30 protein-coding genes and 1 pseudogene are annotated in these 25228 nt (G+C 70.5%); 10 read left to right on the top strand and 21 right to left on the bottom strand.

What is annotated here, in order from left to right; genetic code table 11:
* Positions 1 to 23 precede the first annotated feature (23 nt).
* The 4 genes from ACFY1H_RS11685 to ACFY1H_RS11670 are packed head-to-tail and all read left to right on the top strand — an operon-like array spanning position 24 to position 3202.
* Positions 24 to 947, top strand: a complete 924-nt coding sequence (locus tag ACFY1H_RS11685; RefSeq protein WP_220245968.1) for a 1,4-dihydroxy-2-naphthoyl-CoA synthase — start codon at positions 24 to 26, stop codon at positions 945 to 947.
* Positions 948 to 963: 16 nt separating this feature from the next.
* Positions 964 to 2115, top strand: coding sequence for an o-succinylbenzoate--CoA ligase (gene menE, locus ACFY1H_RS11680; protein ID WP_386946260.1), 1152 nt, complete (start codon positions 964 to 966; stop codon positions 2113 to 2115).
* Positions 2116 to 2166: 51 nt separating this feature from the next.
* Positions 2167 to 2298 (top strand): hypothetical protein, encoded by a 132-nt coding sequence (locus tag ACFY1H_RS11675; RefSeq protein ID WP_366589125.1) that lies wholly within the window; start codon positions 2167 to 2169, stop codon positions 2296 to 2298.
* 34 nt (positions 2299 to 2332) lie between these two features.
* Positions 2333 to 3202 (top strand): 1,4-dihydroxy-2-naphthoate polyprenyltransferase, encoded by an 870-nt coding sequence (locus ACFY1H_RS11670; protein ID WP_366589122.1) that lies wholly within the window; start codon positions 2333 to 2335, stop codon positions 3200 to 3202.
* Between the two features lie 240 nt (positions 3203 to 3442).
* Here ACFY1H_RS11670 and ACFY1H_RS11665 read toward each other — a convergent pair whose 3' ends face one another.
* From ACFY1H_RS11665 to ACFY1H_RS11655, 3 genes are read right to left on the bottom strand one after another with little or no spacing between them, the layout of a single operon-like run.
* On the bottom strand, positions 3443 to 4519 hold the full coding sequence (locus ACFY1H_RS11665; protein WP_366590618.1) for a PLP-dependent cysteine synthase family protein: 1077 nt from the start codon (positions 4517 to 4519) through the stop codon (positions 3443 to 3445).
* The gene (locus tag ACFY1H_RS11660) at positions 4516 to 4827 is read right to left on the bottom strand and encodes a DUF4229 domain-containing protein (protein WP_366590620.1); all 312 of its coding nucleotides are present in this window, start codon (positions 4825 to 4827) and stop codon (positions 4516 to 4518) included. The genes ACFY1H_RS11665 and ACFY1H_RS11660 overlap by 4 nt, the downstream gene beginning before the upstream one ends.
* An 11-nt stretch (positions 4828 to 4838) precedes the next feature.
* On the bottom strand, positions 4839 to 5312 hold the full coding sequence (locus ACFY1H_RS11655; RefSeq protein ID WP_285970770.1) for an Lrp/AsnC family transcriptional regulator: 474 nt from the start codon (positions 5310 to 5312) through the stop codon (positions 4839 to 4841).
* 376 nt (positions 5313 to 5688) lie between these two features.
* Here ACFY1H_RS11655 and ACFY1H_RS11650 point away from each other — a divergent pair, with 376 nt between their 5' ends.
* Both ACFY1H_RS11650 and ACFY1H_RS11645 read left to right on the top strand, forming a co-directional pair.
* Positions 5689 to 5901, top strand: coding sequence for a BldC family transcriptional regulator (locus ACFY1H_RS11650; RefSeq protein ID WP_072474890.1), 213 nt, complete (start codon positions 5689 to 5691; stop codon positions 5899 to 5901).
* Positions 5902 to 6157: 256 nt separating this feature from the next.
* The gene (locus ACFY1H_RS11645) at positions 6158 to 6343 is read left to right on the top strand and encodes a hypothetical protein (RefSeq protein WP_220245962.1); all 186 of its coding nucleotides are present in this window, start codon (positions 6158 to 6160) and stop codon (positions 6341 to 6343) included.
* 117 nt (positions 6344 to 6460) lie between these two features.
* On the opposite strand, the gene ACFY1H_RS11640 is transcribed toward ACFY1H_RS11645, so the two are convergent.
* The 7 genes from ACFY1H_RS11640 to hemL form a co-directional block, all read right to left on the bottom strand.
* Positions 6461 to 7840, bottom strand: coding sequence for a MinD/ParA family protein (locus ACFY1H_RS11640; RefSeq protein WP_386946255.1), 1380 nt, complete (start codon positions 7838 to 7840; stop codon positions 6461 to 6463).
* 89 nt (positions 7841 to 7929) lie between these two features.
* Positions 7930 to 8907, bottom strand: a complete 978-nt coding sequence (ccsB, locus tag ACFY1H_RS11635) for a c-type cytochrome biogenesis protein CcsB (protein ID WP_366577879.1) — start codon at positions 8905 to 8907, stop codon at positions 7930 to 7932.
* Between the two features lie 3 nt (positions 8908 to 8910).
* Positions 8911 to 10515 carry a cytochrome c biogenesis protein ResB gene (locus ACFY1H_RS11630; protein ID WP_366577877.1) on the bottom strand — a complete coding sequence of 535 codons (1605 nt, stop codon included), beginning with the start codon at positions 10513 to 10515 and terminating at the stop codon, positions 8911 to 8913.
* A complete protein-coding gene (locus tag ACFY1H_RS11625; RefSeq protein WP_220245958.1) occupies positions 10512 to 11285 on the bottom strand; it encodes a cytochrome c biogenesis CcdA family protein in 774 nt (257 codons plus the stop codon). Before ACFY1H_RS11625 ends, ACFY1H_RS11630 begins: the two co-directional genes overlap by 4 nt.
* A gap of 157 nt (positions 11286 to 11442) precedes the next feature.
* Entirely contained in the window at positions 11443 to 12021 is a 579-nt protein-coding gene (locus tag ACFY1H_RS11620) for a TlpA disulfide reductase family protein (RefSeq protein WP_366577875.1), read from the bottom strand.
* Positions 12018 to 12644 (bottom strand): histidine phosphatase family protein, encoded by a 627-nt coding sequence (locus ACFY1H_RS11615; RefSeq protein ID WP_220245956.1) that lies wholly within the window; start codon positions 12642 to 12644, stop codon positions 12018 to 12020. The genes ACFY1H_RS11620 and ACFY1H_RS11615 overlap by 4 nt, the downstream gene beginning before the upstream one ends.
* Positions 12641 to 13945 carry a glutamate-1-semialdehyde 2,1-aminomutase gene (hemL, locus tag ACFY1H_RS11610; RefSeq protein WP_366577873.1) on the bottom strand — a complete coding sequence of 435 codons (1305 nt, stop codon included), beginning with the start codon at positions 13943 to 13945 and terminating at the stop codon, positions 12641 to 12643. The genes ACFY1H_RS11615 and hemL overlap by 4 nt, the downstream gene beginning before the upstream one ends.
* A 232-nt stretch (positions 13946 to 14177) precedes the next feature.
* Between hemL and ACFY1H_RS11605 the strand changes: the two genes are divergently transcribed.
* Entirely contained in the window at positions 14178 to 14666 is a 489-nt protein-coding gene (locus tag ACFY1H_RS11605; RefSeq protein ID WP_366577871.1) for a TspO/MBR family protein, read from the top strand.
* On the opposite strand, the gene ACFY1H_RS11600 is transcribed toward ACFY1H_RS11605, so the two are convergent.
* Entirely contained in the window at positions 14659 to 15207 is a 549-nt protein-coding gene (locus ACFY1H_RS11600) for a dihydrofolate reductase family protein (protein WP_366577869.1), read from the bottom strand. The genes ACFY1H_RS11605 and ACFY1H_RS11600 overlap by 8 nt on opposite strands.
* Before the next feature lie 280 nt (positions 15208 to 15487).
* Here ACFY1H_RS11600 and ACFY1H_RS11595 point away from each other — a divergent pair, with 280 nt between their 5' ends.
* From ACFY1H_RS11595 to ACFY1H_RS11585, 3 genes and pseudogenes are all read left to right on the top strand, one after another.
* Positions 15488 to 16174 carry a hypothetical protein gene (locus tag ACFY1H_RS11595; RefSeq protein ID WP_386946252.1) on the top strand — a complete coding sequence of 229 codons (687 nt, stop codon included), beginning with the start codon at positions 15488 to 15490 and terminating at the stop codon, positions 16172 to 16174.
* A pseudogene (locus tag ACFY1H_RS11590) lies at positions 16162 to 16209 on the top strand (hypothetical protein); the annotation flags it as partial. The gene ACFY1H_RS11595 and the pseudogene ACFY1H_RS11590, both read left to right, overlap by 13 nt.
* 211 nt (positions 16210 to 16420) lie before the next feature.
* On the top strand, positions 16421 to 16723 hold the full coding sequence (locus ACFY1H_RS11585; protein ID WP_386946250.1) for an antibiotic biosynthesis monooxygenase family protein: 303 nt from the start codon (positions 16421 to 16423) through the stop codon (positions 16721 to 16723).
* A 512-nt stretch (positions 16724 to 17235) separates the two neighbouring features.
* On the opposite strand, the gene ACFY1H_RS11580 is transcribed toward ACFY1H_RS11585, so the two are convergent.
* From ACFY1H_RS11580 to ACFY1H_RS11535, 10 genes are all read right to left on the bottom strand, one after another.
* Positions 17236 to 18021, bottom strand: a complete 786-nt coding sequence (locus ACFY1H_RS11580) for an ABC transporter permease (RefSeq protein WP_386946248.1) — start codon at positions 18019 to 18021, stop codon at positions 17236 to 17238.
* The gene (locus ACFY1H_RS11575; RefSeq protein ID WP_386946246.1) at positions 18018 to 18773 is read right to left on the bottom strand and encodes an ABC-2 family transporter protein; all 756 of its coding nucleotides are present in this window, start codon (positions 18771 to 18773) and stop codon (positions 18018 to 18020) included. Before ACFY1H_RS11575 ends, ACFY1H_RS11580 begins: the two co-directional genes overlap by 4 nt.
* A complete protein-coding gene (locus tag ACFY1H_RS11570) occupies positions 18770 to 19747 on the bottom strand; it encodes an ATP-binding cassette domain-containing protein (protein WP_386946245.1) in 978 nt (325 codons plus the stop codon). The genes ACFY1H_RS11575 and ACFY1H_RS11570 overlap by 4 nt, the downstream gene beginning before the upstream one ends.
* Positions 19744 to 20361, bottom strand: a complete 618-nt coding sequence (locus ACFY1H_RS11565; RefSeq protein ID WP_366577859.1) for a DUF1796 family putative cysteine peptidase — start codon at positions 20359 to 20361, stop codon at positions 19744 to 19746. The genes ACFY1H_RS11570 and ACFY1H_RS11565 overlap by 4 nt, the downstream gene beginning before the upstream one ends.
* Positions 20362 to 20377: 16 nt before the next feature.
* The gene (locus ACFY1H_RS11560; RefSeq protein ID WP_386946243.1) at positions 20378 to 20845 is read right to left on the bottom strand and encodes a hypothetical protein; all 468 of its coding nucleotides are present in this window, start codon (positions 20843 to 20845) and stop codon (positions 20378 to 20380) included.
* A 99-nt stretch (positions 20846 to 20944) separates the two neighbouring features.
* Positions 20945 to 21235: a polysaccharide deacetylase family protein gene (locus ACFY1H_RS11555; RefSeq protein ID WP_386946241.1), complete on the bottom strand. Its 291-nt coding sequence runs from the start codon at positions 21233 to 21235 to the stop codon at positions 20945 to 20947.
* Positions 21225 to 22481 carry a glycosyltransferase gene (locus ACFY1H_RS11550; protein WP_386946239.1) on the bottom strand — a complete coding sequence of 419 codons (1257 nt, stop codon included), beginning with the start codon at positions 22479 to 22481 and terminating at the stop codon, positions 21225 to 21227. Before ACFY1H_RS11550 ends, ACFY1H_RS11555 begins: the two co-directional genes overlap by 11 nt.
* Complete coding sequence (locus ACFY1H_RS11545) at positions 22478 to 23290, bottom strand: hypothetical protein (protein WP_366577855.1); 813 nt, start codon at positions 23288 to 23290, stop codon at positions 22478 to 22480. Before ACFY1H_RS11545 ends, ACFY1H_RS11550 begins: the two co-directional genes overlap by 4 nt.
* A complete protein-coding gene (locus ACFY1H_RS11540; RefSeq protein ID WP_386946237.1) occupies positions 23287 to 24015 on the bottom strand; it encodes an FkbM family methyltransferase in 729 nt (242 codons plus the stop codon). The genes ACFY1H_RS11545 and ACFY1H_RS11540 overlap by 4 nt, the downstream gene beginning before the upstream one ends.
* A gap of 163 nt (positions 24016 to 24178) precedes the next feature.
* Entirely contained in the window at positions 24179 to 25207 is a 1029-nt protein-coding gene (locus tag ACFY1H_RS11535; protein ID WP_386946235.1) for a hypothetical protein, read from the bottom strand.
* Positions 25208 to 25228 lie beyond the last annotated feature (21 nt).

Genomic DNA, 25228 nt, shown 5'->3' with positions numbered 1-25228 from the left:
CCACAGGTCCTATTCTCCCAAACGTGGATGACGCCCGAGTTTCCGAGCTGTTCGACCCCGCCGCGTGGACCGAGGTCGAAGGTTTCGCCTTCACCGACATCACCTACCACCGCTCTGCCGAGAGCCGCTCCGGCAAACGGGTGGTCCGCGTCGCGTTCGACCGTCCGGAGGTCCGCAACGCCTTCCGCCCGCACACGGTCGACGAGCTCTACCGCGCCCTCGACCACGCCCGGATGAGCTCCGACGTCGGCTGCGTCCTGCTCACCGGCAACGGGCCGTCGCCCAAGGACGGCGGCTGGGCGTTCTGTTCCGGCGGTGACCAGCGTATTCGCGGACGCTCCGGGTATCAGTACGCGAGCGGGGAGACCTCCGACACGGTCGACCCCGCACGCGCCGGCCGGCTGCACATCCTCGAGGTCCAGCGCTTGATCCGCTTCATGCCGAAACCGGTGGTCGCGGTCGTCCCGGGCTGGGCCGCGGGTGGCGGGCACTCGCTGCACGTCGTGTGCGATCTCACGCTCGCCTCCGCCGAGCACGCGCGCTTCAAGCAGACCGACGCCGACGTCGGCTCGTTCGACGCCGGCTACGGCTCCGCCTACCTCGCCCGCCAGGTCGGGCAGAAGTTCGCCCGCGAGATCTTCTTCCTCGGCCGCGACTACACCGCCGAGCAGATGCACCACATGGGCGCGGTCAACGAGGTCGTCCCCCACGCCGACCTGGAGAAGGTGGCGCTGGAGTGGGGCTGGGCCATCGTCGGCAAGTCCCCGACGGCGCAGCGCATGCTGAAGTACGCGTTCAACGCGATCGACGACGGCCTCGTCGGCCAGCAGCTCTTCGCCGGCGAGACCACGCGGCTCGCCTACATGCAGGACGAAGCCGTGGAAGGCCGCGACGCGTTCCTGCAGAAGCGGGACCCGGACTGGTCCGACGTCCCGTACTACTACTGATCCTCCGGGGGACCTTGTGCGTGTGGTGTGGCTCGACGGGAGCGCCGAAGCGGTGTCCACGCTGGACACGGCGGTGGCGGCCGCGCTCGACGGTGGCGAGGCCGTGCTGCCGCTTTCGAGCGCCGACCCGGCGGCGTCCGGCGTCCTCGACGCGATGGCGCCCGACCACCCGGTCGAACCGGACACGGCAGTGATCATCGCCACGTCCGGGTCGACGGGCGCGCCCAAGGGCGTGCTGCTGTCACCGGGCGCGCTGACGTCGTCGGCCACCGCCACGCACGCCCGGCTCGGCGGCGCCGGCCACTGGCTGCTCGCCACGCCGGCGCACTACATCGGCGGCTTGCAGGTGCTCGTCCGCGCTCGGCTGGCCGGAACGAAACCCGCGTTCCTGACCGGCACGGGCTTCCGGCCGGACGAGTTCGCCGCGGCCGCCGCGCCCGTGCTGGCCGAGGCCGGGCCGCGCTACACGGCGCTGGTGCCGACGCAGCTCGTCCGGCTGCTCGACGACGGCGGGGCCGGGCTGTCCGCAGCGCAGGCGTTCGACGGGATCGTGCTGGGCGCGGCGGCGACGTCCGCGAAGCTGCGTACGCGGGCGATGGAGGCCGGCGTGCGGATCGTTCCCGCGTACGGCATGAGCGAGACCGCGAGCGGCTGCGTCTACGACGGGGTGCCGCTCGACGGGGTGCGCGTGGAGCCGGACGCGGACGAGCGGCTGCGGATCTCCGGGCCCGTGCTGGCCCACGGCTACCGGCTCGCGCCGGAGCTGACCGCGGAGTCGTTCCAGGACGGCTGGTTCCGCACGTCCGACCGCGGCCGGCTGCTCGACGACGGCCGCGTGGAGGTGCTCGGCCGCGCCGACGACGTGATCAACACCGGCGGCGTGAAGGTGTCGGCGGGGTCGGTGGAGCGGGTGCTCGGCGCGATCAAGGGTGTGCGCGACGTCTGCGTGGTCGGGATCCCGGACCCCCAGTGGGGTGAAACCGTGGTCGCGCTGGTGGTCGCGGAGGGACCGGTCGCGCCCGAGACGATCAAGGCCGTCGCCCGCGAGGAGCTGGGCGCCGCGGCCACGCCGAAGCAGATCGAGTTCGCGGATGAGCTGCCGCTGCGGGGCCCCGGGAAGATCGACCGGGCAGCCGTCAAAGCCCACTTCGACCTACGGATGGCGTGAAATCCCGCCGGATCGTTGACAGGGTGCCAGTGATCGCGGTTGCCTCGGGGTATGACGAGGTGGACCAAGGCGGCCGTCGCGGTCGTGACTCTTGCGGTGGGGCTGCTCATCGGCGCGGGGGCCGCGTCGGCCGACGAACCGAACACCAGTGGGACTCTCACGTGGCAGGTCACGGGTTCCTGATCGGGTGAAGATCGCATGGCGTTGAATAACGACCATGGCGACAGTGAGTGAGTGGATCGAAGGCGCCCGCCCGCGGACGCTGCCCAACGCGATCGCGCCGGTGGTCGCGGGCGTCGGTGCGGCGATCGCGCTGGACGCGTTCTCGTGGTGGCGTTCGGTGCTCGCGCTGCTGGTCGCGCTCGCTCTGATCATCGGCGTGAACTACGCCAACGACTACTCCGACGGCGTCCGCGGCACCGACGAGAACCGCGTCGGCCCCCTGCGCCTCGTCGGCTCCGGCACGGCCGCCCCGAAAGCCGTCCTCACGGCGGCGCTGGTGTGCCTCGGCCTCGCCGGCGTGCTGGGCCTGCTGCTCGTCGCCCTCACCGGCTTCTGGTGGCTGCTGATCATGGGCGGCGTCTGCATCCTCGGCGCCTGGTTCTACACCGGCGGCAAGAAGCCCTACGGCTACTACGGCTTCGGCGAGATCGCCGTCTTCGTGTTCTTCGGCCTCGCCGGCGTCCTGGGCACGGTCTACGTCCAGGCCGGCCACGTCAGCTGGGCCGGCCTGGCCTGCGCCGTCGCCGTCGGCACCTTCTCCACGGCCGTGCTGACGGCCAACAACCTCCGCGACATCCCCACCGACATCGAATCGGGCAAACGCACCCTCGCCACCCGCCTGGGCGACAAGGGCACCCGCCGCCTTTACCTCGCCCTGGTAACCGTGCCCTACGTCCTGACGGTGATCCTCGGCATCTGGCACCCGCTCCAGCTCATCGCCCTGATCACCGCCCCCATGCTGCTGAAGTCGATCCGCGCCGTCGGCGGCGGCAAGGTGGGCCGCGAACTCATCCCGGCACTGCGCGACACGGGCTTGGCCATGCTCGCGTGGGCGGTCCTGAGCGCAATCGCACTCGCCCTCTGACCACACACCCCAGGCGACGCACACCGCCACCCACCCAACCGTCGCCCACCCACGCGACGAAACCTGCACCCAGCCCCTCCCCGGCACCCCGATCCGAAGCCTCCTTGCGGCCGGCGAGCCGTTGTCAAGGCACGCTTTCCCGCCTTGACAACGGCTCACCGGCCGTCAACACAATCCAGCTTCGGGGTGCACGCCCAACGCAACACGCCCTGCGAGGACCAACGACGGCCCGGCAAGGGCCTACCCCTCAAACCGCCCCGTCAGCATGAACTCGTCGAACTTCGCCCGGTACGGCGCGATGTCGAGGTCCTGCTCGGCCAGCCATTCATCCGAGTAGTACGTGTTCGCGTACCGATCGCCGCCGTCGCACAGCAAAGTCACGACGGACCCGGCCTGCCCCTCGGCAACCATCCGCGAGATCAACAAAAACGCGCCGTACAGGTTCGTCCCCGTGGACCCGCCGGCCCAATGCCCCGTGTGATCCCTCAACAACCGGATCGCCGCCAGCGACCCGGCGTCCGGCACCGAGAACATCTCGTCGATCACCCCGGGAACGAACGACGGCTCCACCCTCGGCCGCCCGATCCCCTCGATCCGTGACGGCATCCCCGTCGCGTAGTCCAGCGCGCCGGTCTCCCAGGCACCGAAGAACGACGAGTTCTCCGGATCCACCACGGCGACCTTCGTCGTGTGGCGCTTGTACCGCACATACCGGCCGAACGTCGCACTGGTCCCACCCGTGCCAGCTCCGACGACGATCCACGACGGCACCGGATGCCGCTCCGCCCGCATCTGCGCGAACACCGACTCCGCGATGTTGTTGTTCCCCCGCCAGTCGGTCGCGCGCTCGGCGTAGGTGAACTGGTCGAGGTAGTGCCCGCCGCACTCGGCCGCGAGCCGCTCCGCCTCCGGGTACATGTCCGGCGCCCGGTCGACGTAGTGGCACTCACCGCCGTAGAACTCGATGAGGGCGATCTTCTCCTTGCTCGTCCGCCGCGGCACCACGGTCACGAACTTCAGCCCCAGCATGCGCGCGAAGTACGCCTCGGACACCGCCGTCGACCCGCTGGAGGCCTCGATGAGCGTGGTGTCCGGGCCGATCTGGCCGTTGACCAGGCCGTAGAGCAGCAGCGACCGGGCCAGCCGGTGCTTGAGCGAGCCCGTGGGGTGCACGGACTCGTCCTTCAGGTAGAGGTCGACACCCCACTCCGGGGGCAGCGGGAACACGTGCAGGTGTGTGTCGGCGCTGCGGTTCGCGTCGGCCTCGATGATGCGGACGGCCTCGCGCACCCAGGCCCGGTTGTGGAGCCTGCTCACGCGGCTTCGTCGCCCGGGTTGGTCGGCAGGTCGCCGCGCAGCTGGGCGCGCAGGGCGGCCCGCGCGCGAGCCCGCGACTCGTTGCGCTTGGCCAGCCCGGCCGTCACGCGCGCGTTGAGCTTGCGGAAGAGCAGCAGACCCAGCGGCAGGCCCACGACGAGCCCGATGAGGAGGGACACCAGCAGCGGCACTCCGACCAGCACCAGCACCCACGCGACCACGGCCACGAGCGCGAAGCGCGCGACCAGGTACAGGGTCAGGTCACGGGGCAGGTGTTCCGGCGATTCGTGTTCCGGCGATTCGCTCACATCAAGGGAGGCTACGCCTTGTTCTCGGCCTCTTCGTCCAGGCCCGCGTTGTTCGGACGGCCCTCGAAGCGGGTCGAGAGGACCACCGTCGTGTTGGTGCGCCCGACGCCCGGGATGCGCCGCAGCCGCCCGAGCGTGTGCTCCAGCTCGTCGACGGTCGACACGCGCACCTTCACCACGAACGCCTCGTCGCCGGCCACGGCGTAACAGCTCTCCACCTCGGGCAGCTCGCCGAGCGCCGCGGCCACGTCCTCGTCGGTGGCGGTGTCGGTCGGGTGGATGCCCACCAGCGCCGTCACGCCCAGGCCGACGGTGCCCGGGTCCACCATGGCGTGGTAGCCGGTGATCACCCCCGCGGCCTCGAGCTTGCCCACGCGTTCGTGCACCGACGAGGCCGACAACCCGACGGAGCGGCCGAGGTCGGCGTAGGTGGCCCGGCCGTTGACCCGCAACGCCGCGATGATCTTCCGGTCCAGCTGATCCACCGGCTCATTATGCGGCGCCGCCCGCGCCGGCCGCAGGGAAGGTGAGACGCCCCCGGCGACAGACACAGTGTCTACTGCGTCACAACGTCGCCGATGGTCCGCTATGGCCCGCGATGCCGCTTTGGCGTGTCTTTACCTGAGGCCGCCGTTCCGCAGAAGAAAACCTCCTGGTCAGAGCCATTTGAACAAGGACTTCACACGCGGGAGGACGCCAGAGGTTATGTCCCTTTTGCACTTTAAGGGCCCTTTACTCAAGGACAACCGTTCGAGTACCCGACGGGTGAAGTGCCACGATTGCCGCGTTGGCTACCCCGGCGCGACGGGCGAAAGGCCCGATGCCTCCGGTATAGCAAGTAGGTCGTTAAGGAGGCGGAAAATGACCGCGACGATGGGCGGAAGGTTGCTCACCCCGGGTGAAGTGGCCGCCTTGTTCCGGGTGGACCCGAAGACGGTCACCCGGTGGGCCACGGCCGGCCGGATCGGCTCGATCCGGACCCCGGGCGGGCACCGCAGGTTCCGCGAGTCCGAGGTGAACGAGCTCCTCGCCGAGCTCACCACCGACGCGAGCGAACCGGCCCGCAAGGCCTGAACCAGCGCGACAAGAGGGTCGTGAGTGGTAAGAGGTGACTTCCCGCACCTCTTACCGGTCACGACCCTTCGTCGTACCCAGGGTTCGGGCCGGTTCGCCGTTTTACGGCTACTGTGCGGATGGTTACCAGTCCGACCACAGTCACGGCGGGAACGTTTTGCGATAGGCCCTGACGTCCGGTTGCGTACCCGCCTTCTTCAGGCCGGATTGGTAACGTGGGACACCGGCAAGGCCTTGCACGACGGAAGGACCGGGCATGATCGCTCTGCTCGCAGCGGTGGGCGCCATCACCATCGCCGTTCTGTTGTGGCGGGCCTTCGGGGCGCAACGCATCGGCGTGCCCGATCGGCGCCCCACCCTCGCGCCCGACGACGACCCCGACTTCCTGCGCAAGCTCGGCGAGCAGCAGCGCAAGCGGCCCACCGACGACCCGGACGCCTGACCCGCCACCTGGCCCCGACCACCCCAATGTGGCATTGGTTGCGTTGAGCGCACCCAATGCGGCGTTCGTGCGTTGGGCGCACCGAACGCCACGTTGGGGTGCTTTACGGAGCCGGGGTCAGCGGTACTGCTGAGCCCCGAAGCCGTCGGCTACCGTCGCCGCCAGTTCCAGCAGGGCCAGGCGCGTGTCGCCGCCCAGGCGTTCCAGCTCGATCTCCGCGCCCTCCTCGAGGTGCGCGTCGAACGGGATGCGGCACACGGCGCGGACCTTCGCGCCGAAGTGGGCCGAGAGCTTGTCGAGGTCGACCGAGCTGCCCTTCGGGCGCACGGAGTTGATGACCACGACCGAGCGCTTCACCAGGTCGCCGTAGCCGTGGGCCTCGAGCCAGTCGAGCGTGGCCGAGGCGCTGCGCGCGCCGTCGACCGAGCCCGACGAGACGACCACCAGCGAGTCGGCGACGTCGAGCACGCCCTTCATCGCCGAGTGCATCAAACCGGTGCCGCAGTCGGTGAGCACGATGTTGTAGAAGTGCTCCAGCAGGTTGACCGTGCGCCGGTAGTCGGTCTCGGAGAAGGCCTCCGACACGGCCGGGTCCTGCTCGCTGGCGAGGATCTCCAGCCGGCTGGAGCCCTGTGAGGTGTACGAGCGCACGTCGCTGTAGCGGGTGATCTTCTCGGCGTCGCGCAGCAGGTGCCGCACGGTCGCCGTGGTCTCGATGGCGATCTTCTGCGACAGCGTGCCGCGGTCCGGGTTCGCGTCCACGGCCACCACGCGGTCGCCGCGCAGCGACGCGAACGTCGAGCCCAGCGTGGTCGTGGTGGTGGTCTTGCCGACGCCGCCCTTGAGCGAGAGCATCGCGATCTTGTAGCACCCGCGCAGCGGCTGGTTCACCCGCGCGATCAGCTCGCGCCGGCGCGTGTCGGCCGGGCTCTCGCCGGGGTTGAGCAGCTTGCCGGTGGCCAGGTAGAGCGCCTTGCGCCAGCCCGACTGCGGCGTGCGCTTGGCCTGCTTCACCAGGTGCGCGGTGGTCAGGTCGTCGGGCACGGTCGAGTGGCGGCCGCCGGGCTGCGGCAGGCCCGAAGGCGCCTGCTGCGACGGCGGTTGCTGCTGCGGGTAACCCGCGGGCGGGTACTGCTGCTGCGGCTGCAGCGGCGGGAGGTTCTGGTCGTACTGCTGCGGCGCGTACCCCGGCGGAACCTGCCCGGGCTGCCCCGGCTGACCCGGTTGCGCCGGCTGGCCTGGCTGCGCTGCTTGTGCGACGGGCTGACCCGGCAGGGCGTGCGGCCCCGAGTTCGGGTTGGGCGAGGCCACGACCTGGGTCGGCTGGGCCTCGTACGCGTCCGCGGCCGGGTGCGGCGTCGAGTCCGTGCGTTCGTCGGAGAACAGTTCGGCCGCCGGTTCCGGAGTCGCCTCGGGCTGTGCCTGAGCCTGCTCGGGCTGCCCTGGAACACCGCCGGACTCCGCCCGGGTGGCCGCCTCTTCGCTGGGTCCGGTCACCGCTGCCAACCTCCCGATCGCACCGCCTGCTGGATCCTCAGGTATCGACGGTAGTCGGGGGGAGTGTTACGAACCGCGTGGACCCCCGGTCAGTTGACCCCGGCGTACGAGTGGAGTCCGGCAGTCACCAGGTTGACGAAGAACAGGTTGAAGATCGTCACCGCGAACCCGACGATGTTGATCACCGCTGCCCGCGTGCCGCGCCAGCCGGCGGTGGCGCGGGAGTGCAGGTAGGCCGCGTAGACGACCCACGCGATGAAGGCGACGGTCTCCTTCGGGTCCCAGCCCCAGAACCGGCCCCATGCGGCCTCGGCCCACACCGCGCCGCACAGCACGCCGAAGGTGAAGATCGGGAACGCCACGATCGTGGCGCGGTAGGCGATGCGGTCGAGCACGTCGGCGGCCGGGAGCTTGGGGCCGAAGCCGGAGAACTTGGCCGGGTTGCGGTCGTACGCGGTGCGGAAGAGGTAGAGCACGCTCGCCACGCCGGGCACCAGGAACACGCCGGAGCCGATGATCGCGGCCGACACGTGAATGTAGAGCCAGTACGACTGAAGCGCGGGCACGACCGGCGCGGCCACCGTGTAGAGCAGCGTGCCGTTGATGAACATCAGGATCACGACGGGCAGCAGCAGGAAGCCCGTGAGGTGGCGCACCGGGAACTTCCGGATCACGATCAGCCACGCGACCACCGTGATGAAGGTGACCGCCATGCCGTACTCGTACATGTTGCCCCACGGCGCGCGGTGCACGGCGAGGCCGCGCAGCACGATCGCGGTGAGCTGCAGCAGCGCGCCCAGCACCAGCAGCGAGGCACCCATGCGGCCGATGCGCTCGGGACGGCCGACCTCACGCGGAGCCTCGGGCTCGGCCGGGGTGTCGGCGTCCTCGATCACCGGCCCGCCGGCGCCGACCAGCGACTTCTGCGCGCTGCGCGCGTGGGCCTGGCGGCCCTTCGCGCCGAAGGCCTGCTCGAACAGCGAGAGCAGGAGCGCGAGGACGTAGATCGCCACCGTCGTGGTGTAGAACCAGTCGCTGTACTGCGACAACGTCTCGTTGATCTGCATGCCTCAGCTGCCTTTCCGGCCCGTGACCAGCCGTTCGCTGATCCGCTGGAACTCTTCGCCGTACCCTGCCTGGTCGGTGCGCGCCAGCCCGGCGACCTCGATCACGGTACCCGCGTGTCCGTCGTCACCCTGGCGCACCCGCACCCACACCCGTCGCCGCTTGACCAGCAGCGATCCGCCCAGGCCCGCGAACATCACGATCGCGAAGCCGAGCACGTACACCTGCGTGGGGTCGTGGGAGATCTGGAGGTTCACCCACTTGTTCACGCCGTCGAAGCGGACCTTGGTGCCGTCGTCGAGCGTCACCGACTGGCCGATGGCCAGGTTCTGCCGCGCGACGCGCTTGAGGCGCCCGTCGGCCACGCGGTCCTGGTCGACCTCGAACACCGACTGCCCGCGGCCCGCGTCGAGGCCGAGGTCGCCGCGCAGCACGTCGACGGCGACCATCGGGTTGTTCAGCTCGGGCGCGGTGGAGGTGAGGATCCCGCCGTGGACGAACGACGTCGGCGCCAGCACCCCGGTGATCGCGAGCTGCTTGGTGCGCCGCTGGATCTCGTCGGTGATGCCGGGCTGGTCGAACTTGGTGGCGCCCTGCGAGAGCATCGTGGTCGTGTCGGTAGGCCGCCACTGCGTGTTCTGCGTGCGCTGCTCGCCGTTCGGGAACGTCACGGTGAACTGGGGCGAGTAGCCGTTGCCCAGCAGGTAGACGCGGTCGCCGACGGTGCGCAGCGGGTCGTTGACCTGCAGGTTGTACGGCCGCCACGTGTTGGTCTTGAGGTCTTCGCCCGACTGGTACTGGATGTTCGAGTGGTAGTAGTCCGCCTCGCCGGCGGGCGTGTAGTTCGCGGTGAAGTCGTTGACCTTCACGCAGAACTCGTCGAGGTCGGTGCCGTCGATGCGCAGGCCGGCTTCGAACGAGTCGTAGTTGTAGATGCCGGAGTTGCAGAACTGGCTGCCGTCGGCCTGCACGATCACCTGGCCCTCGTAGCTGTAGAGCTTGCCGAGGGCGAAGAAGATGATCAGGCCGAGCATGCCGAAGTGGAAGAGCAGGTTGCCGGTCTCACGCAGGTAGCCGCGTTCGGCGGAGATGGAGAAACCGCCTTCTTCGTCCCGCTCGATCTTGCGCCAGCCCGAGAGCTGCTTGCGCACGTCTTCGCGGATCGATTCCGGGGTGCGCGCGGTGCGGACGATGCGGTGGTGCGGCATGCGCGCGAGGTTGCGCGGCGTCAGCACGGGCTTCGCGCGCATCTGCTGCACGTAGTCCCAGCTGCGCGGCGTGAGGCAGCCGACGAGCGAGATCATCAGCAGCAGGTAGATCGCCGAGAACCAGACGCTGGAGTAGACGTCGTAGAACTGCAGCTTGTCGAGCAGGCTGCCCCACCAGCCGTGGCTGGTGATGTATTCGTCGACCTTGGCCGCGTTGAGCCGGTTCTGCGGCAGCAGTGCGCCGGGCAGCGCGGCGAGCGCCAGCAGGAACAGCAGCACGAGCGCGGTGCGCATCGACGTGAGGCCGCGCCAGGTGTTGCGCAGGAAGGCGAGCAGCTGCTTGCCGGCCGACGGCCGGTACGGGCGCTGCGGGCTGGCCGGGGGTGCTTCGGTGGTGGTCACAGTGGCAGCACCAGGTTCGAGGCGACGGAGTTGCGGAGCCAGCCCATGACGTCTCCCCAGAGTCCGGTGACGAGCAGGATGCCGACGACCATCAGCAGCCCACCGCCGATGAGCTGCACGCGGCGGCCGTTGCGGCGCAGCCAGTCGGTGGCGCGCACGGCCCAGCGGGCGCCGAGCGCGATCAGCAGGAACGGCAGGCCGAGGCCCAGGCAGTAGACGAGCACCAGCAGGTACCCGCGCGCGGCCGCGCCGCCCGTGGCGCTCGCGAGGCTCGTGACGGCCGAGAGCGTCGGGCCGATGCACGGCGTCCAGCCGAGCCCGAACACCGCACCCAGCAGCGGCGCGCCCCAGATCCCACCGCCCGGCACGCGGTGCGAGCGGACCTCCCGCTGCAGGCCCGGGATCCAGCCGAGGAACACGAGCGCCATCGCGATCGTGAGCACCCCGCCGATGCGCTGCAACAGGTCCTGGTTGATCAGCAGCGTGTCCGCGAGCCAGACGAGCGTGCCGAGCGTCGCGACGAACACGACGGTGAACCCGAGCACAAACAGACCCGCCGCGCCCAGCACGGCGTAGCGGCCCTTCTTGCGTTCCTCGTCGACGCTCACCGCCGGCGCGTCGGCTCCCACCAGCGCCGCGAGGTACGCCAGGTACCCGGGCACGAGCGGCACCACGCAGGGCGACGCGAACGAGATCGCGCCGGCCAGCAACGCCACGCCCGCGGCGAGCAGCAGCGGTCCGGAGATCGCCAGCTCGGACACGGAGTTCACGCACTTGAGAGTAGGCAGTGAGCTTCGCGTGAGACGGGCGGGGGCAGCTCACAGGACGTACGCCACAGCCCGAACGGGACCAAGGTCCCACTCGTGACCGGCGCTGCCGGACGGATCCGGCGGCGCCGATCACCGAAGTGACGAGCGGGCGGGCAGGCTACTTCTCGGCCGCCAGCCGCTGCATGACCGGGACGAGGTCGGTCGCGAGGACGTCGCGCAGGAACACGGCCGCCACGCGGTGCTGTTTGTCCAGGATGATCGTCGAGGGAATGATGTTGCGCGGGTAGCCCTGGAGCTGCAGCAGCACACGGCCCGACGGGTCCCAGATGGACGGGTACGTGATGGCGCGGTCGCGCACGAAGTCCTGGGCGACCGAGCGGGCCGGGTCGCGGACGTCGAGGCCGACGATCGCCGCGTTGAGCGGCTGGAACTGCTTCGCCGCCTTCTCCAGCTCCGGCGCCTCCGCGCGGCACGGCCCGCACCACTGGCCCCACAGGTTGATCGCCACGGGCTTGCCCGCGAAGTCGTTCAGCGACAGCTGCTTGCCCTCGTTCATCAGGTCGTCGCCGGCCAGCACCGGGGCCGTCTGGCGCTTGTCGAGGGGGTAGGTGATGTCGATCTGCCCGCCGGGCGACACGAACGTGAAGGTGCCGCCGGAGACGACGGCGTCCTTGCCCGTCGAGCAGCCGGCCACCAGCAGCGCGGCGGCCAGCAAGGCACCGAGCGCCCGTTTCATGCGCCCGTCACCTTCGGGTCCGTGGTGCCCGCGGGTTCGCTGTAGACGATGTCCACCAGGGCCTCACCGTCGAAGACCAGCGACGTCAGCGAGGCCAGTGAGCACTGGCGGTTGCGCGGGTCGTGCCACAGGCGCTTGGCCTCGAGGAACCGGCGCAGCGTCCAGATCGGCAGCTGGTGCGAAACGCACAGGGCCTCGCGCCCCTCGGCCTGCTCGCGGGCGCGGTAGACCGCGCCGAGCATCCGGTGCGCGATCTCCACGTACGGCTCGCCCCACGACGGGCGGAACGGGTTGACCAGGTGCGGCCACGCCTTGGGCTGGCGCAGCGCCCCGTCGCCGACGGCCACGCGCTGGCCTTCGAAGACGTTGCCCGCTTCGATCAGGCCCTCGTCTGTCGCGATGTCGAGGCGGTGGGCGGCCGCGATGGGCGCCGCCGTCTCCTGGGCGCGCTGCAGCGGCGACGCGACGACGTGCGCGAGGTCGTGGCCCGCCACGGCTTCCGCGACGGTGAGCGCCTGGCGCTGCCCGCGGTCGGACAGCCGGAAGTTCGGCAGGCGGCCGTAGAGGATCTTGTCGGGATTGTGGACTTCGCCGTGGCGCAGGAGGTGGACGACGGTGGTCACGGCTTGACCGCCTCGGCCGCGGCGCGGGCGGCGGCCGGGAGGGCCGCCTCGATCACGCCGAACGCTTCGTCGTCCATCGCGGCGTTCACGAACCACGCCTCGTACGCGCTCGGTGGCGCGTACACGCCGGCGTCGAGTAGTGCATGGAAGAAGGCGGGGAAACGCCAGGTCTCGGTGGCCTGCGCGCCCGCGTAGTCGCGCACGGCGCCGTTACCGAAGAAGACGCTCACGAGGTTGCCGGCGTACTGCACGTTGTGCGCGACGCCCGCTTCGGTCAGCGCAGCGTCGAAGAGCCCGCCGAGCCGCTTCGCGTTGGCGTCGAGCGCCGCGTACACGGCGTCGTCGGCCGCGCGCAGCGTCGCGAGGCCCGCGGCGACGGCGACGGGGTTCCCCGACAGCGTGCCGGCCTGGTAGACGGGACCACCCGGCGCGAGCTTCGCCATCACGTCGGCGCGACCGCCGAACGCGGCGGCCGGCAGCCCGCCCGACATGACCTTGCCGAACGTGTACAGGTCACCGGCCACGCCTTCGAGGCCGAACCAGCCGGCGCGCGAGACGCGGAAGCCGGTCATGACCTCGTCCATGATCAGCAGCGCGCCGTGCTCGCGGGTGATCTCCGCGAGGCCCGCGTTGAACCCGGCATCCGGCGCGATCGCGCCCATGTTGCCCGCGGCCGCCTCGGTGATCACCGCGGCGATCTCGCCCTCGTTCTCCACAAAGGACTTCCGCACGGCGTCGAGGTCGTTGTACGGCAGGACGATCGTGTCCGCGGCCTGCGCGCCGGTGACGCCGGGCGAGGTCGGCAGCCCGAGTGTCGCGACGCCGGAGCCGGCCTGGGCCAGCAGCGCGTCGACGTGACCGTGGTAACAGCCGGCGAACTTCACGATCTTCGCCCGGCCGGTGAACCCGCGGGCGAGGCGGATCGCGCTCATCGTCGCCTCGGTGCCGGAGTTGACCAGGCGCACCTGCTCGACGGGCTCGACGCGACCGATGATCTCCTCGGCCAGCTCGACCTCGCCGATCGTCGGCGTGCCGAACGAGAGCCCGCTCGTGGCGGCCGCGCGCGCGGCCTCGACCACCTGCGGGTGGGCGTGCCCGAGGATCATCGGACCCCAGGACGAGACGAGGTCGACGTAGCGGTTGCCGTCGGCGTCCCACAGGTGGGGGCCTTCGCCGCGGACCATGAACCGCGGGGTGCCGCCGACCGAGTTGAACGCCCGCACCGGCGAGTTCACCCCGCCCGGGACGGCCGCCTTCGCGCGTTCGAACCAAACCTTGGACTGCTCGGTGCCAGTGCTCACCCGTCCAGTCTTGCAAATCCCCGAGCCCAGCCGGTGGCCGACGTCGCGCGCGCGGGCCGCGGTGCTCCACTGTGCTGCTCGTTACCAATCCGACCACGGGTCACGACGGGGACAGTTGCGAACCGGGGAAACGTCCGTTTGGTGCCCGCCTGCCTTTGGTCGGATTGGTAACCTGCCGATCACGGGCGGTTCAGCCAGGTGCCGCCGGGCCGCCGTGAACGGGGAGGGCAACGTGACCACGCCCACGCACAGGCGCAACCCCTGGGTCGTGCTCGTGGTGTTCTTCGTGCTGGTCGCCGTGGTCGCCGTCGTGGGGTCGCTCGCCGCCACGTCGGCGCCCGAGACGTACGCGCGGCTCGTGCTGCCGGACTGGGCGCCGCCGGCGAAGCTGTTCGGTCCTGTGTGGACACTCCTGTACGTGCTGCTCGCGTTCGCCGGCTGGGTCTACTGGCGCACGGACGGCGAGACGCAGGGCTTCGCCATGTACGGCGTCAGCCTGCTGTTCAACCTGCTCTGGACGCCGCTGTTCTTCGCGGGCGGCTCCACGCGGCTGGCCTGCGTGGACATCATCCTGCTCGGCTTCACCACGCTGATGACGATCGGTTTGTTCTACCGCCGCTCGCACCTGGCCGCGGTGCTGCTGCTGCCGTACTTCCTCTGGATCGTCTACGCGACGGCGCTGAACGTGGCGATCATCGCGCTGAACGAGAACCTCAACTAGCGGCCGCCGCCGTGAAGACGTGGGCGACGGTGCCGCGGCTGAACGCAGTGGTGCGCACCGGTTCGAGGGTGAGCGGCTTCGTGAAGAGCCGCTCACCGGCGCCCAGCACGACCGGGTGGACGACGAGGCGGTACTCGTCGATCAGGCCGGTCTCGATCAGGGACCGGGCGAACCGGACGCCGCCGTGGGCGAGCAGGTAACCGTCGCGCTCCTCCTGTTTGAGCCGCGTGACGGCCTCGGCGAGATCGCCGGTGACGATCGTCGTCTCAGGCCAGTCGGCGGTGGTGAGCGAGTTCGAGAAGACGATCTTGGGGATGTCGTTCATCGGCTGGGCGAACGGCCCGGTCGCGGTCGGCCAGAAGCCGGCCACCTGCGTGTACATGGTGGCGCCCATGAGGTGCGCACCGGCGCCGCTCAGCGTCTCGACGTTCGCCGCGGCCCCGTCCTCGGAGCGGCCCGCGGCGAACCAGTCCACGCGCCCGTCGGCCGGCGCGGCGTAGCCGTCGAGCGAGACCGACATCTTCAGCACGAGTGCGACCATGCGCCGGAATCGTACGCGGGAACGACCGGCCCGGGGTCCGGTTTGCGAAGCGCGGGTTTCGCTTTCCGGCCGGACGCCGCGTGACGAGGACAGCGGCGCCCTGTGCCTGACTTGCGATGGCGAATGCCTGCTCCGGCCGATGACCAGCGAGTATCGACCTCCCGGAGAGGTGCCGGCCGGCGAGTGGCGGCCGACGACCAGCGCAAAGGAGCGCGCCGATGGACCACACGGTGACGAGGACCGACCCGGCCCCGCGAGTCGACGGTGACGACCCGGGGCGGTGGAGTCTGCGCCAGCTGTGCCGGGCGACTCGGTTCGAGGTCTTCCGCGAGAACCTGAACAGCGTCTTCTACCCCGCGAAGGTCGAAGTCCGGGAACGCGCCGCCCGGTGCTCCCCAGCTCCCGCCTCAGCGCGGCGGAGCTCCGGCACCTCACCGTCGGGTACGTCTGCTTCGGAACCGAAACCAGCGTCGACCCGGGCGCGCTGGGCGCCTACCACGTCAACCTCCCCACGTTCGGCGCCGTCGAGTCGCACTGCTGGCCGCGCGGGACGATCACGACGCCGGGGCACGCCGCGGTGTTCACCCCGTCGGAGCACACGTACCTCCCGCGCTGGGCGGCCGACGCCGAACAGATCTGCGTCAAGATCTCCACCAGCGCTCTCGAAGCGGAACTGGAGGGCCTGCTCGGTCACCCGGTGGGCACCTCCGTCCGGTTCGATCTCGATTTCTCCCTCACGTCGGGCGCCGGGCGAAGCTGGTTGTCCACGGTGAAGCTACTGCTGTCCGAGCTGGCCGATCGGGAAAGCCTGGTCCACCGCTCGGAGCGGCACCGCGAGCACCTCGAGTCCATGGTCGTCGACGGCGTCAGCGGCCGGCGAGAGCAGCAGGGCTTCCGATGGCCTACCTCAGGCGCGTCCGCCTCGAGCGCGCGCGGCAAGACCTACGGGAGAACGCGGGTTCCGTGAGCGATGTCGCCAACCGCTGGGGGTTCTCGAACCTCGGGCGCTTCTCCCGCGCCTACCGCGAGCAGTTCGGCGAAACACCGTCGGCCACGCTGCGCGACGCGCGGCAGACCAGGCCGCTGTTCCTTCCCGGCAAAGGGTTTCGCGATCCGTCCTGCGCCGTCGCGATCAGGGCACGCCACGACCGGCGGCCGTCCTACCGTCGACGCGCGCGGGTGCCCGGAGCCCGCCGGACGGAATGGAGTGACGATGGTGGTGGAGCAGGCCTACCTGCGGATCGCCGACGGGCGCGAGAACGACTTCGAAGAGGCGTTCCGCGCGGCCAAACCCCTTCTCGCGCAAGCGCAGGGCTGCACGAGCGTGGAGCTTTTCCGCGACGCCGAGCACCGCTCGACGTACCTGCTCCGCGTCGGCTGGGAGCGGCTCGAAGACCATCTGGTGGTCTTCCCCACGAGCGATGGGGGCAAGCGGTTCGCCGAACAGGCCGCGGGTTTCTTCGCCGACGAGCCCGAGGTTCGCCACTTCGAAAGCACCGACCGGGGCGTGGCCTGATGGATTTCTCTTGGGAGACCGCGACTTCGGCCGTGATCGACAGCTTCCGCGACACCCCCGACCCCCGGTTCCGAGGACTCAGCGGCATTGCTGGTGAGTGTCATCGCTTCCTCTATCCGGCCCAGCCGCTCCACGTACCCACCCGGCCGGAATGCGCAACGAGGCCGCGGACTTCGGCCGCCGACGACCACCGCGGTGAAGCGACCGGCCTCGGTTGCGCGGTCCGGAAGGCGACGCAGATGAGCGTCGAGCGTGGCCGCGCCGGCCAGAGTGTCGATGTCGAAGAGACGCCCGGCAAACGCGGCTGCCGGCAACCCGGCGGACGCCGATCGGCCCGAGCACCCGATCCAGCGGCACCCGCATGCGGTCCGGATCGGCTTCGTGGAGCCGCGGCCGGATGACCATGTCGTCGCCGGCGCTGATCACCGTGACCCGCAGCTCGTCGTCGGCCAGCCCCCGTTCCTGGCGCAACTCGGCCGCGCTCGCGGCGCTGGACGCCCCCGCGAACCCGCCTAACTGCTCGCGCCCGTGTAGCGGCGCAGGCCTGTGCGCCACACGAACATCGCGACGAGGACCGAGGCGGCGGTGGTGACCAGCGCGCCGAGCACGAGCAGTGCGTCGACCGGGCGGACGAGGACGCGGGCCGGCGCGGAGGCGACCACCGCGAGCGGCAGGACGTAGGTGAACACGCGCCGCAGGGGGCGGGCGTAGATGTCGGCGGGATAGCGGGCGAGCTGCCAGACGTTGCCGAAGAGGCTGTGGAGGTCGAGTTTCGGCGCCCAGAACGCGAGGCCGGCGAAGATCATCCCGACCGCCCATGTCGTCACGGTCGCGGCGGCCACGAGCACAGCCCACACCGAGAACGCGCCGGCACCCGGGAACCGGGGCAGCTCGGCCGCGCCCGCGAAGACCACGCCGAGGCCCAGCAGGATCTGCACGCCGGCGAGCGGCGCGGCGGTGGCGAAGCTGACGAGGAACATGCTGGGCGCCGGCTGCAGCAGGTGGTGGTCGAGGCGGCCCTCGCGCACGCCGCGCGTCGGGAAGCCGGCGAGGTTCGGGTCGACGAACGTCGTCTTCACGCCGCTGAGCAGCTCGAACGTGCCGATGAGCACCAGCACCTCGGGTCGCGTCCAGCCGGCGAGGGTCGTGGTGCGGGAGAAGATGACCAGCACCGTGGCGATCGTCGAGGCCAGCGCGACGACCGACAGCACCGCGTCGAACACGAGGTTCGCCCGGAACGCCAGCGCCTGGCGCAGGGACAACGAGAAACTCGTCGCGAACAACCGAAGCAGCTTCACGCGCCCACCGCCGTGTAGCGGCGTACGCCGGAGCGCCAGACGACCACGGCGGCCACCGCGAAGACCACGCACCAGCCGGCCTGCACCGCCACGCCCGACGCCGGCAGCGTCCCGGAGGCGATGTCGGCGGGCAGCCCGAGCATGGCGTGGAACGGCAGCAGCGACGCCACGGGCCGCCAGGACGCGGGCAGATCGGCCAGCGGCGCGGCGATGCCACCGAGCAGGAACACGAGGATGTTGCCCAGCGCGACGATCGCGTGCACCCGTTCGGTCCAGAACGCCGCCAGCGCCAGCAGCCAGGTCCACAGGAACCGCAGCACCGCGGCCAGCACGAGCGACGGCAGCGCGAGCAGCACGTCCGGCCAGCGGTAGGACGCACCGGTGACGAGGGCGACCACCACCGTCAACGGCAGCCCGAACAGCGCCAGCCACAGCCGGATCGCGAGGTTCTCCCCCGCCGGTCCGAGCACCACGGGCTGGGGTTCCAGCAGGCGGGCGCTGATCTTCCCGTCGTACACCGACTCGGCGAAGGTGTAGTCCTCGAACGAAGCCGTGAGCAGGTGCACGGCCACCAACGCCACGAAGTACCGCACGATCCGCGCGTCGCCCGGGAGCACGGCGGACCACACGACGAGCCCGATCAGCGGCCCGATCGCGTAGTTCACGACCAGCGACGCGGTGAACCACCACGTGCCCGCCCACTCCAGGAACTGGTGGCGCACCGCCAGCGCGAGCAGCCGGGCCGTCCTCACACGCCCTCCCGGTACGCGCGGTCCAGCACCGTCTCCAGCGACGGCTCCTCCACCGCCAGGTCCACGACGTCGAGCGAGGTCAGCAGCTGCGACGTCACACGGGCGACGTCATCCCGCGGCACGCGCAGGTCCCACGACACCCCGCTGGTGGCCACGACCTCGGCGACCCCGTCGAAGTCCTCCTTCACCGCCGCGGGCGCGCTGATGCGCAGCAGCTTGTACGGCGAGAGCCGCGCGGCCAGCTCTTCGCGCGGACCGTTGTACTGCACGCGGCCGTGGTCGACGAGGATCAGCCTGCGGCACAACGACTCCACGTCGGCCATGTAGTGGCTGGTGAGCACGATCGTGGCGCCGGTCTGCGTGGCGTAGGCGGCGAGGAACCGGCGGATGGCCGCGGCGGCGGACACGTCGAGGCCGAGCGTCGGCTCGTCGAGGAAGAGCACTTTCGGCCGGTACAGCAGGGAAAGCGCCAAGCCCGCGCGCATCTTCTCGCCGAGGCTGAGCGCGCGCAGCTGCCGGTGCAGCAGCGGGCCGAGCTCCAGCAGCTCGGCCAGCTCGTCGAGCCCGGCGTGGTAGCCGGCTTCCGGGATGTCGTAGAGAACGCGTTGGTACTGCAGGGAATCCAGCACGGTCAGCTCCTGCGCGCCGCCCGTGGGCTGGCTGCCGCGCACGAGCGCGATCTGCTTGAGGAACGGCGTGCGGCGCTGCCACGGCGTGAAGCCGAGCACCTCGACGGACCCGGCCGTGGGGTGCAGCAGGCCGGACATGAGCTTCATCGCGGTGGTCTTGCCGGCGCCGTTGGGCCCGAGCAGGCCGACGACTTCACCGGCCGGGACCTCGAACGACAGGTCGCGCACGGCCTCGACCTCCCGGTAGCGCCGGTGCACCAGCGAGCGGAACGCGGCCTTCAGCCCCGCCTCCCGCACCGGGACGCGGTAGGTCATCGACAGGCCGTCGACGACGACGGCGCTCACGGCCACAGTTCGTCGTACGGCAGCGTCGCGAACAGCTCGTCCCACGCGGCGTCGTCGCCCTGCCAACGGCCTTCGAGCAGCGGGATCTCGCGGTACGCGATGCCGGGCGGAAGCTTGTCGAGGTCCTCGGGAGTGGTGCGGCGCAGCCAGAGGAGGGCGAAGTCGTGGCCGGGGTAGCGCTCGCGCAGGGTGGTCTGGAGCCGTTCGAGGTCGGCGGCGGTCTCGACACCGTTGGCGTCCTGGCGGACGTACAGCACGCGCTGCGGTGAGGCGACGAGCTCGCGCCAGCGCCGGGCGAGGAACGCCAGCTTCTCGCGGACGGCGGGAAGCTGTTCTTCGACGTCTTCGAGCGTGAGCTTCGCGTCCGGCTTCGCGTGGAACTCGTGGTAGAACTCGATGCCGGCGTCGAGGTCGATGGCGCCTTCGCCGTCGGTGGTCAGCGCCATGCGGCCGGGTTTGAGCAGGCCCCGGAAGTCGGTGTCGAGGGCTTGCTGCACGAAAACCAGGTCGATTTCGAGCCAGTCGAAGAAGTGCGCGGACTCCTGGCCGGTGATGCGGCGGATCTGGTAGGTGGACTCACAGTGCTGGCCGAGCCCCACACACAGGTCGAACACGGTTCTCCTTCCTGAACTACCGGGCCACGCGGCGGGCGAACTCCCGCTGCAGCACGGGCGGTTCGAGCGCTTCGAAGTCGAGACCGCCGGGGCGGATCTTCTTGCTGTCCAAGGCCAACGCGCTCACGCGGCCGGAGCCGCACCAGCCGTCGGGGTCGATGTCGGCGATGGGGTCGCGGTAGGCCTCGTCGATCGGCACGATCTCCCAGCCGGCTTCCCGGAAGGCGCGGGCGGCGTCGGCGATGAAGAGGGTGTTGAGGTCGTTTTCGTGCAGCAGCACCACATGCGCGGGTGAGCGGCCGGTGGCGGCGACGGCGAGCTGGTCGTAGAACTCCGCCGGCGCCAGGAGGGACTCGACGTAGAGGTCCCGCAGGGCTTCGCGGTCGCACGCGCGGCCCGCGCGGACGGTCTCGGCGACGAGGGCGTCGAGGTACCAGTCGAGGGTGAGCACGGTGACGTAGGCGTTGCGCAATCCCCGTTGCACCAACGCTTTCCGGACGGCGGCGCGCTTGGCCGGGTCGTCGTCGCCCTCGTCCAGGAACGGGAAGCGGAACCACGGCCGGGCGCCTTCGCGGCCTTCGAATCACTCCGCGGCGCGGTCGAGGTCGGCGAGGTAATCGGCGACCGACGTGTCCGCCAGCCGTAGGTGGCTGTAGCTGTGACTGCCGAGCACGTGGCCGGCCGCGGTGTAGGCGTTGATCCGGGCCTCGCCGCCGACGCCGCGCGGCTGCTGGAAATCGCCGACCACGACGAAGAACCCGGCCTGTTCGGGGAGCTGCTCGACGAGGGCGGCCGTGCGTTCGTCGGGGGTGAAGAAGACGCCCGGGTCGTGCGGGGTGTCGTCGAAGGTGAAGGCCACGCGTTTAGTCGGCATCGAGCACCCCCACCGGCTGCACCTGCACGTCACCGCTGCGGTCGAGCTTGTCCCACGCGCCGCGCCGGCCGGTCACGATCCGGGCCCAGGCGATCCACGTCGCCCATGAACCCACGACCGGAATGACCACAGTGGACCGAAAGCTGGTGCGCGCGGCCACCAGTCCCGCCGCCGCCCGGCCCGCCGCGTCGAGGGACCGCGCGAACCTCCGTGACACGACGAAGTAGCCGTAGTTGACCACGATCGTGAGCACGGCCACCGCCACCACCTCGGGCAGGTCGTCGCCCCGCAGAAGCAGCACCACGGCCGACAGCGGCAGCAGCACCGCGCTCGGCACGGACACCAGCGGCAGGACGGAGTTGTTCCACAGCAGGTACAACCACAGCATCGCCGCGATGCCGCCGCGCCGCAGCGCCGGCCACGCGATCCTCAGCAGCACCTGCGTTTTCCCGGTGGCCCAGCGCACGCGCTGGCGGCGCAGGCTCGCCATCGTGTCCGGCGCCTCCGTGAGCACGGCCGCGGAAGCCTCGTGCACCGTGCGGTGGCCGGCGAGCAGCAACGCGAGCGTGAGGTGCGCGTCTTCGGCCAGCGTGCCCTCGGGGTACCCACCGACCGCGGCGACGGCCCGGCGCCGGAACGCGCCGATCGCGCCGGGGATCACGGTGATCCGCCGCATCCGCGAGAAGGCGCGGCGCTCGATGTTGTTCGCGGTCTCGTACTCGTGCACCTGCGCGGCGTACACGAAATCCTGCGCCGGCCGGCGGTTGCCGACGATCATCTGCCCGGACACGGCGGCCACGCGCGGGTCGGCGAAGTGGCCGAGCAGGCGGGCGAGGGTGTCGGGCAGCACCTGCGTGTCGGCGTCGACGGAGACGAAGAACTCCGTGGTCACGGCGGTCAGGCCGCGGTTCAGCGCGGCCGCTTTGCCGAGGTTGCGCTGGCCGAGCACGAGGATCACGTCGCCGTAGTGCGCCACGGCTTCCCGCATCACCGCGCGGGTGGCGTCGGTGGAGCCGTCGTCGACGCAGATCACGCGGTCCAGCTCGACGCCGCGCGAGGCGAGGATGGCGTCGATCGTCTTGCGCAGCACCTTGGCCTCGTTGAAGCACGGCACGAGCACGGACACCCGCCGGCGCGGCCCGCTCGGCGGTGGTGGCACGGGTTTGCGTGCGAGCGCGAGCAGCACGAAACCTTGCCCGGACGACCAGACGGACAACAGGGTCAGCACCCAGAACACGACCGTCATGACGGGCCGAGATCGTCCGGCGTGAGCTCGACGTCGGCGAACGCGTCCAGGTACGCGGTGATGGAGGTGCCGGCCTCGTCGCTGCGGCTCTGCCCGCTCTCGAGGTAGGCGAGCACGCCGTACGGACCGCAGAGGTGTGCGGCGCCGAGCAGCGACGCCGGCGACGGGTCGCTCGACGACCACAGGTCACCGCCGGATTTGGCGAAGTGGCGGTCGAGGATGCTCGCGTTGTGCCGCAGCGCCCGGCGCAACACCGCGAGCTGACGGTCGTGGTCGCGCAGGTCGGCGAGCGAGTGGATGCCGTCGCGGCCGGTGAACGTGCCGCGCCACTCGTTGACGTCGGTGCCGATGCGCCAGTGCCCGGTGCCCTCGTCGAGGTGGACGTGGCTGGTGGTGCCGCCGCGCCAGGTGCGTTCCGCCAGGGCGGGCGCGTAGTACGACGGGAGTTTGACCTCCTCGCCGTCGAGGACCACGGCTTCGCGCACCGGGCGGTAGTACTGCAGGTCGATGAGCAGGCCTTCGCCGAACTGGAACCCGACGAACCCCCACGGGTTGATCACGGCGGCCTGCACGGCGGTGATGCCGGCGGAGCGCTCGAACAGCTCGGCCGTGCCGGTGCGGCGGAGGAACTCGGCGATGGTGATGCGGTCGGTCACGGGGGCGCCGGTCTCGGCGTCGCGCATGAGCCGGCCAGGGCGCTCGACCTGCCAGTAGTCCATGACGGGGTTGTCGAGGTTGTCGACGTACCAGTCGAGGTTTCGCGAGTCGAGGCGGGATTCGAGGTCGAGAAGGCGACGGGCGAACGTCATGCGAGTCCCTTCACCGGTTCGAGGTCTGCAGGCAGAAAGCGCTTCCTGGTGAAGAGGACGTTGTACTGGTCTTCGGTCTGCGTGTCTCGGGCGAACGGTTCGAGGCCGTGCTGGCGGAGCTTCTCGACGACGTCGGCGGCCAGCCATTGGTCCTGCCAGAACGGGGTTTCCTCGACCTCGATCTTGAGCAGGTCGCACCGGTCGAGGAAGGTTCCCGCGCCGCTGAGGACTTGTTCCGTGGCGCCTTCGACGTCCATCCACAACGCGAACGGCCCTGGTGCGGCGGCGAATTCGCGGTCGAGCGTCGTCGCCGCGACGGTGACCTCTTCGTACTCGACGTCGCCGAGCCAGTCGTCGCCTCTGCGGCGCAGGAGGGAGTTGTAGCCCTCGACGCGGTCGTCGGCCAGGCTGGCGCTGTCGGTGATCACCAGGAAGGTGACCTCGCCGGGTTCGCTCGCCAGCGCCTGGTGGCGGTAGTCCACACCACGCGCCGCGAAGTCCGTGGCAGCAGTGAACTTCCGGTGCACGTAGGGATTCGCCTCGAACGCCACCACCGTGCACTCCGGCACCGCTTCGGCGACCCTCAGCGAAGTCTCGGCCTCGAACGCGCCGGCTTCGACGAAAATTCTGGGCTGCAGCAGGGAAATCCGGTCGAGGAACAGCGCGTCGAGTTCCGCGACCGTGCTGGCTGTCCGAATTTTCCCTTCCTGGACCCGGAAATTCACTGGAGCGCTCCCGTCGTGCGACACCGGCCTCTCTCCAGTGATCCACGCGGGACGCGCCGCGAGCAAGGAAGACTAAGGGAATTACCACCGTCAGGGGTCCGATGGGTGCACGATCGGACACGGAACCGGGTACCACCGGTTAGGGCGGCACCCGGCCGGGTACCTAGTCCTGGATGCGGTAACGCTCGGCGACAGCGTGGAAAGCCGCCTTGGGCTCCCACGGCAGGCCGGGGTACGTCGTGCCGGTGCGGTCCTCGAACACCTTGACGATGCCGCCGCCCGCGAGGTCGAGGTCGTCGCGCGGGTCACCGTCGGGGCGGTGCGGGTGCGTGCGCAGGGCGAAGAGGTAGACGAACGCGCTGTCCACGCCTTCTTCCTCGAAGATCTCCAGCAGTTCGGTCAAGTACTGGGCCTGGCCGGGTTCGTCGCGTTCGTAGACGTCGTTCAGCCGGACCGGCCGGCCGTGCTCGTCGTTCTCGACGATCTCCATGCTGCGCGGCGCGACGTCACCGGCGCCGCGCCAGGTGGCCGTGCCGAACCCCGTGATGACCACGGGTTTGTCCTGGCGCGTCAACGTCCGCACGCCTTCGCGGAACACGTCGGCGACGGCGGCCGAGCGGATGAGCTCCAGCGTTGTGAAGTCGAACAGGTCCCAGTCGACGCGCTCGAACTGGATGGCCGCGTAGGTGACCTTGCCGCCGAAGATCTTGCGGATCGCCGGCACGGCTTCGCGGAAGAAGTCGCCGAGGCGTTCACTCGCCTTCGCCAGGCGCGCGGGCCGGTCGGCCGGGTCGCCGAGCAGCCAGCCGAGGCGCTGCTCCAGCGTGGCGCCGTCGGCGAAGCCCTGGACCATCACGGACAGCTCGGCTCCGGCGACGAACACGACCTCCGCCCCGGTGCGGCGGATCCGCTCGGCGCGTTCGGCGCAGTCGGCGAAGAGCGCGTGCAGCTCGTCGACGGTCAGGTCCAGCGGGTACGGCGAGAACCACACCTCCAGCCCCAGCTCGGCCGCGAGCCGGCCGGCGATCTCCAGCCGCTCGGGGACGCCGCCGACGAGCTGGACGGCGGTGCAGTGCAGGTCGTCGCGGATGATCGTGAGCTCGCGCCGGACGACGTCCGCGTCGAAGTCGTCCCAGGAAGTGGCTCCGTTGCTGAGGAATCCGGTGTCGTAGGCAATGCCGTTGGCTCTCATGGCGGCGAGGCTAGCTCGCAA

This window comes from Amycolatopsis sp. NPDC001319 (assembly GCF_042896185.1).
GTDB lineage: Bacteria > Actinomycetota > Actinomycetes > Mycobacteriales > Pseudonocardiaceae > Amycolatopsis.
The sequence above is the reverse complement of the archived record's forward strand: the minus strand, read 5'-3'. Positions and strand labels throughout refer to the sequence as shown.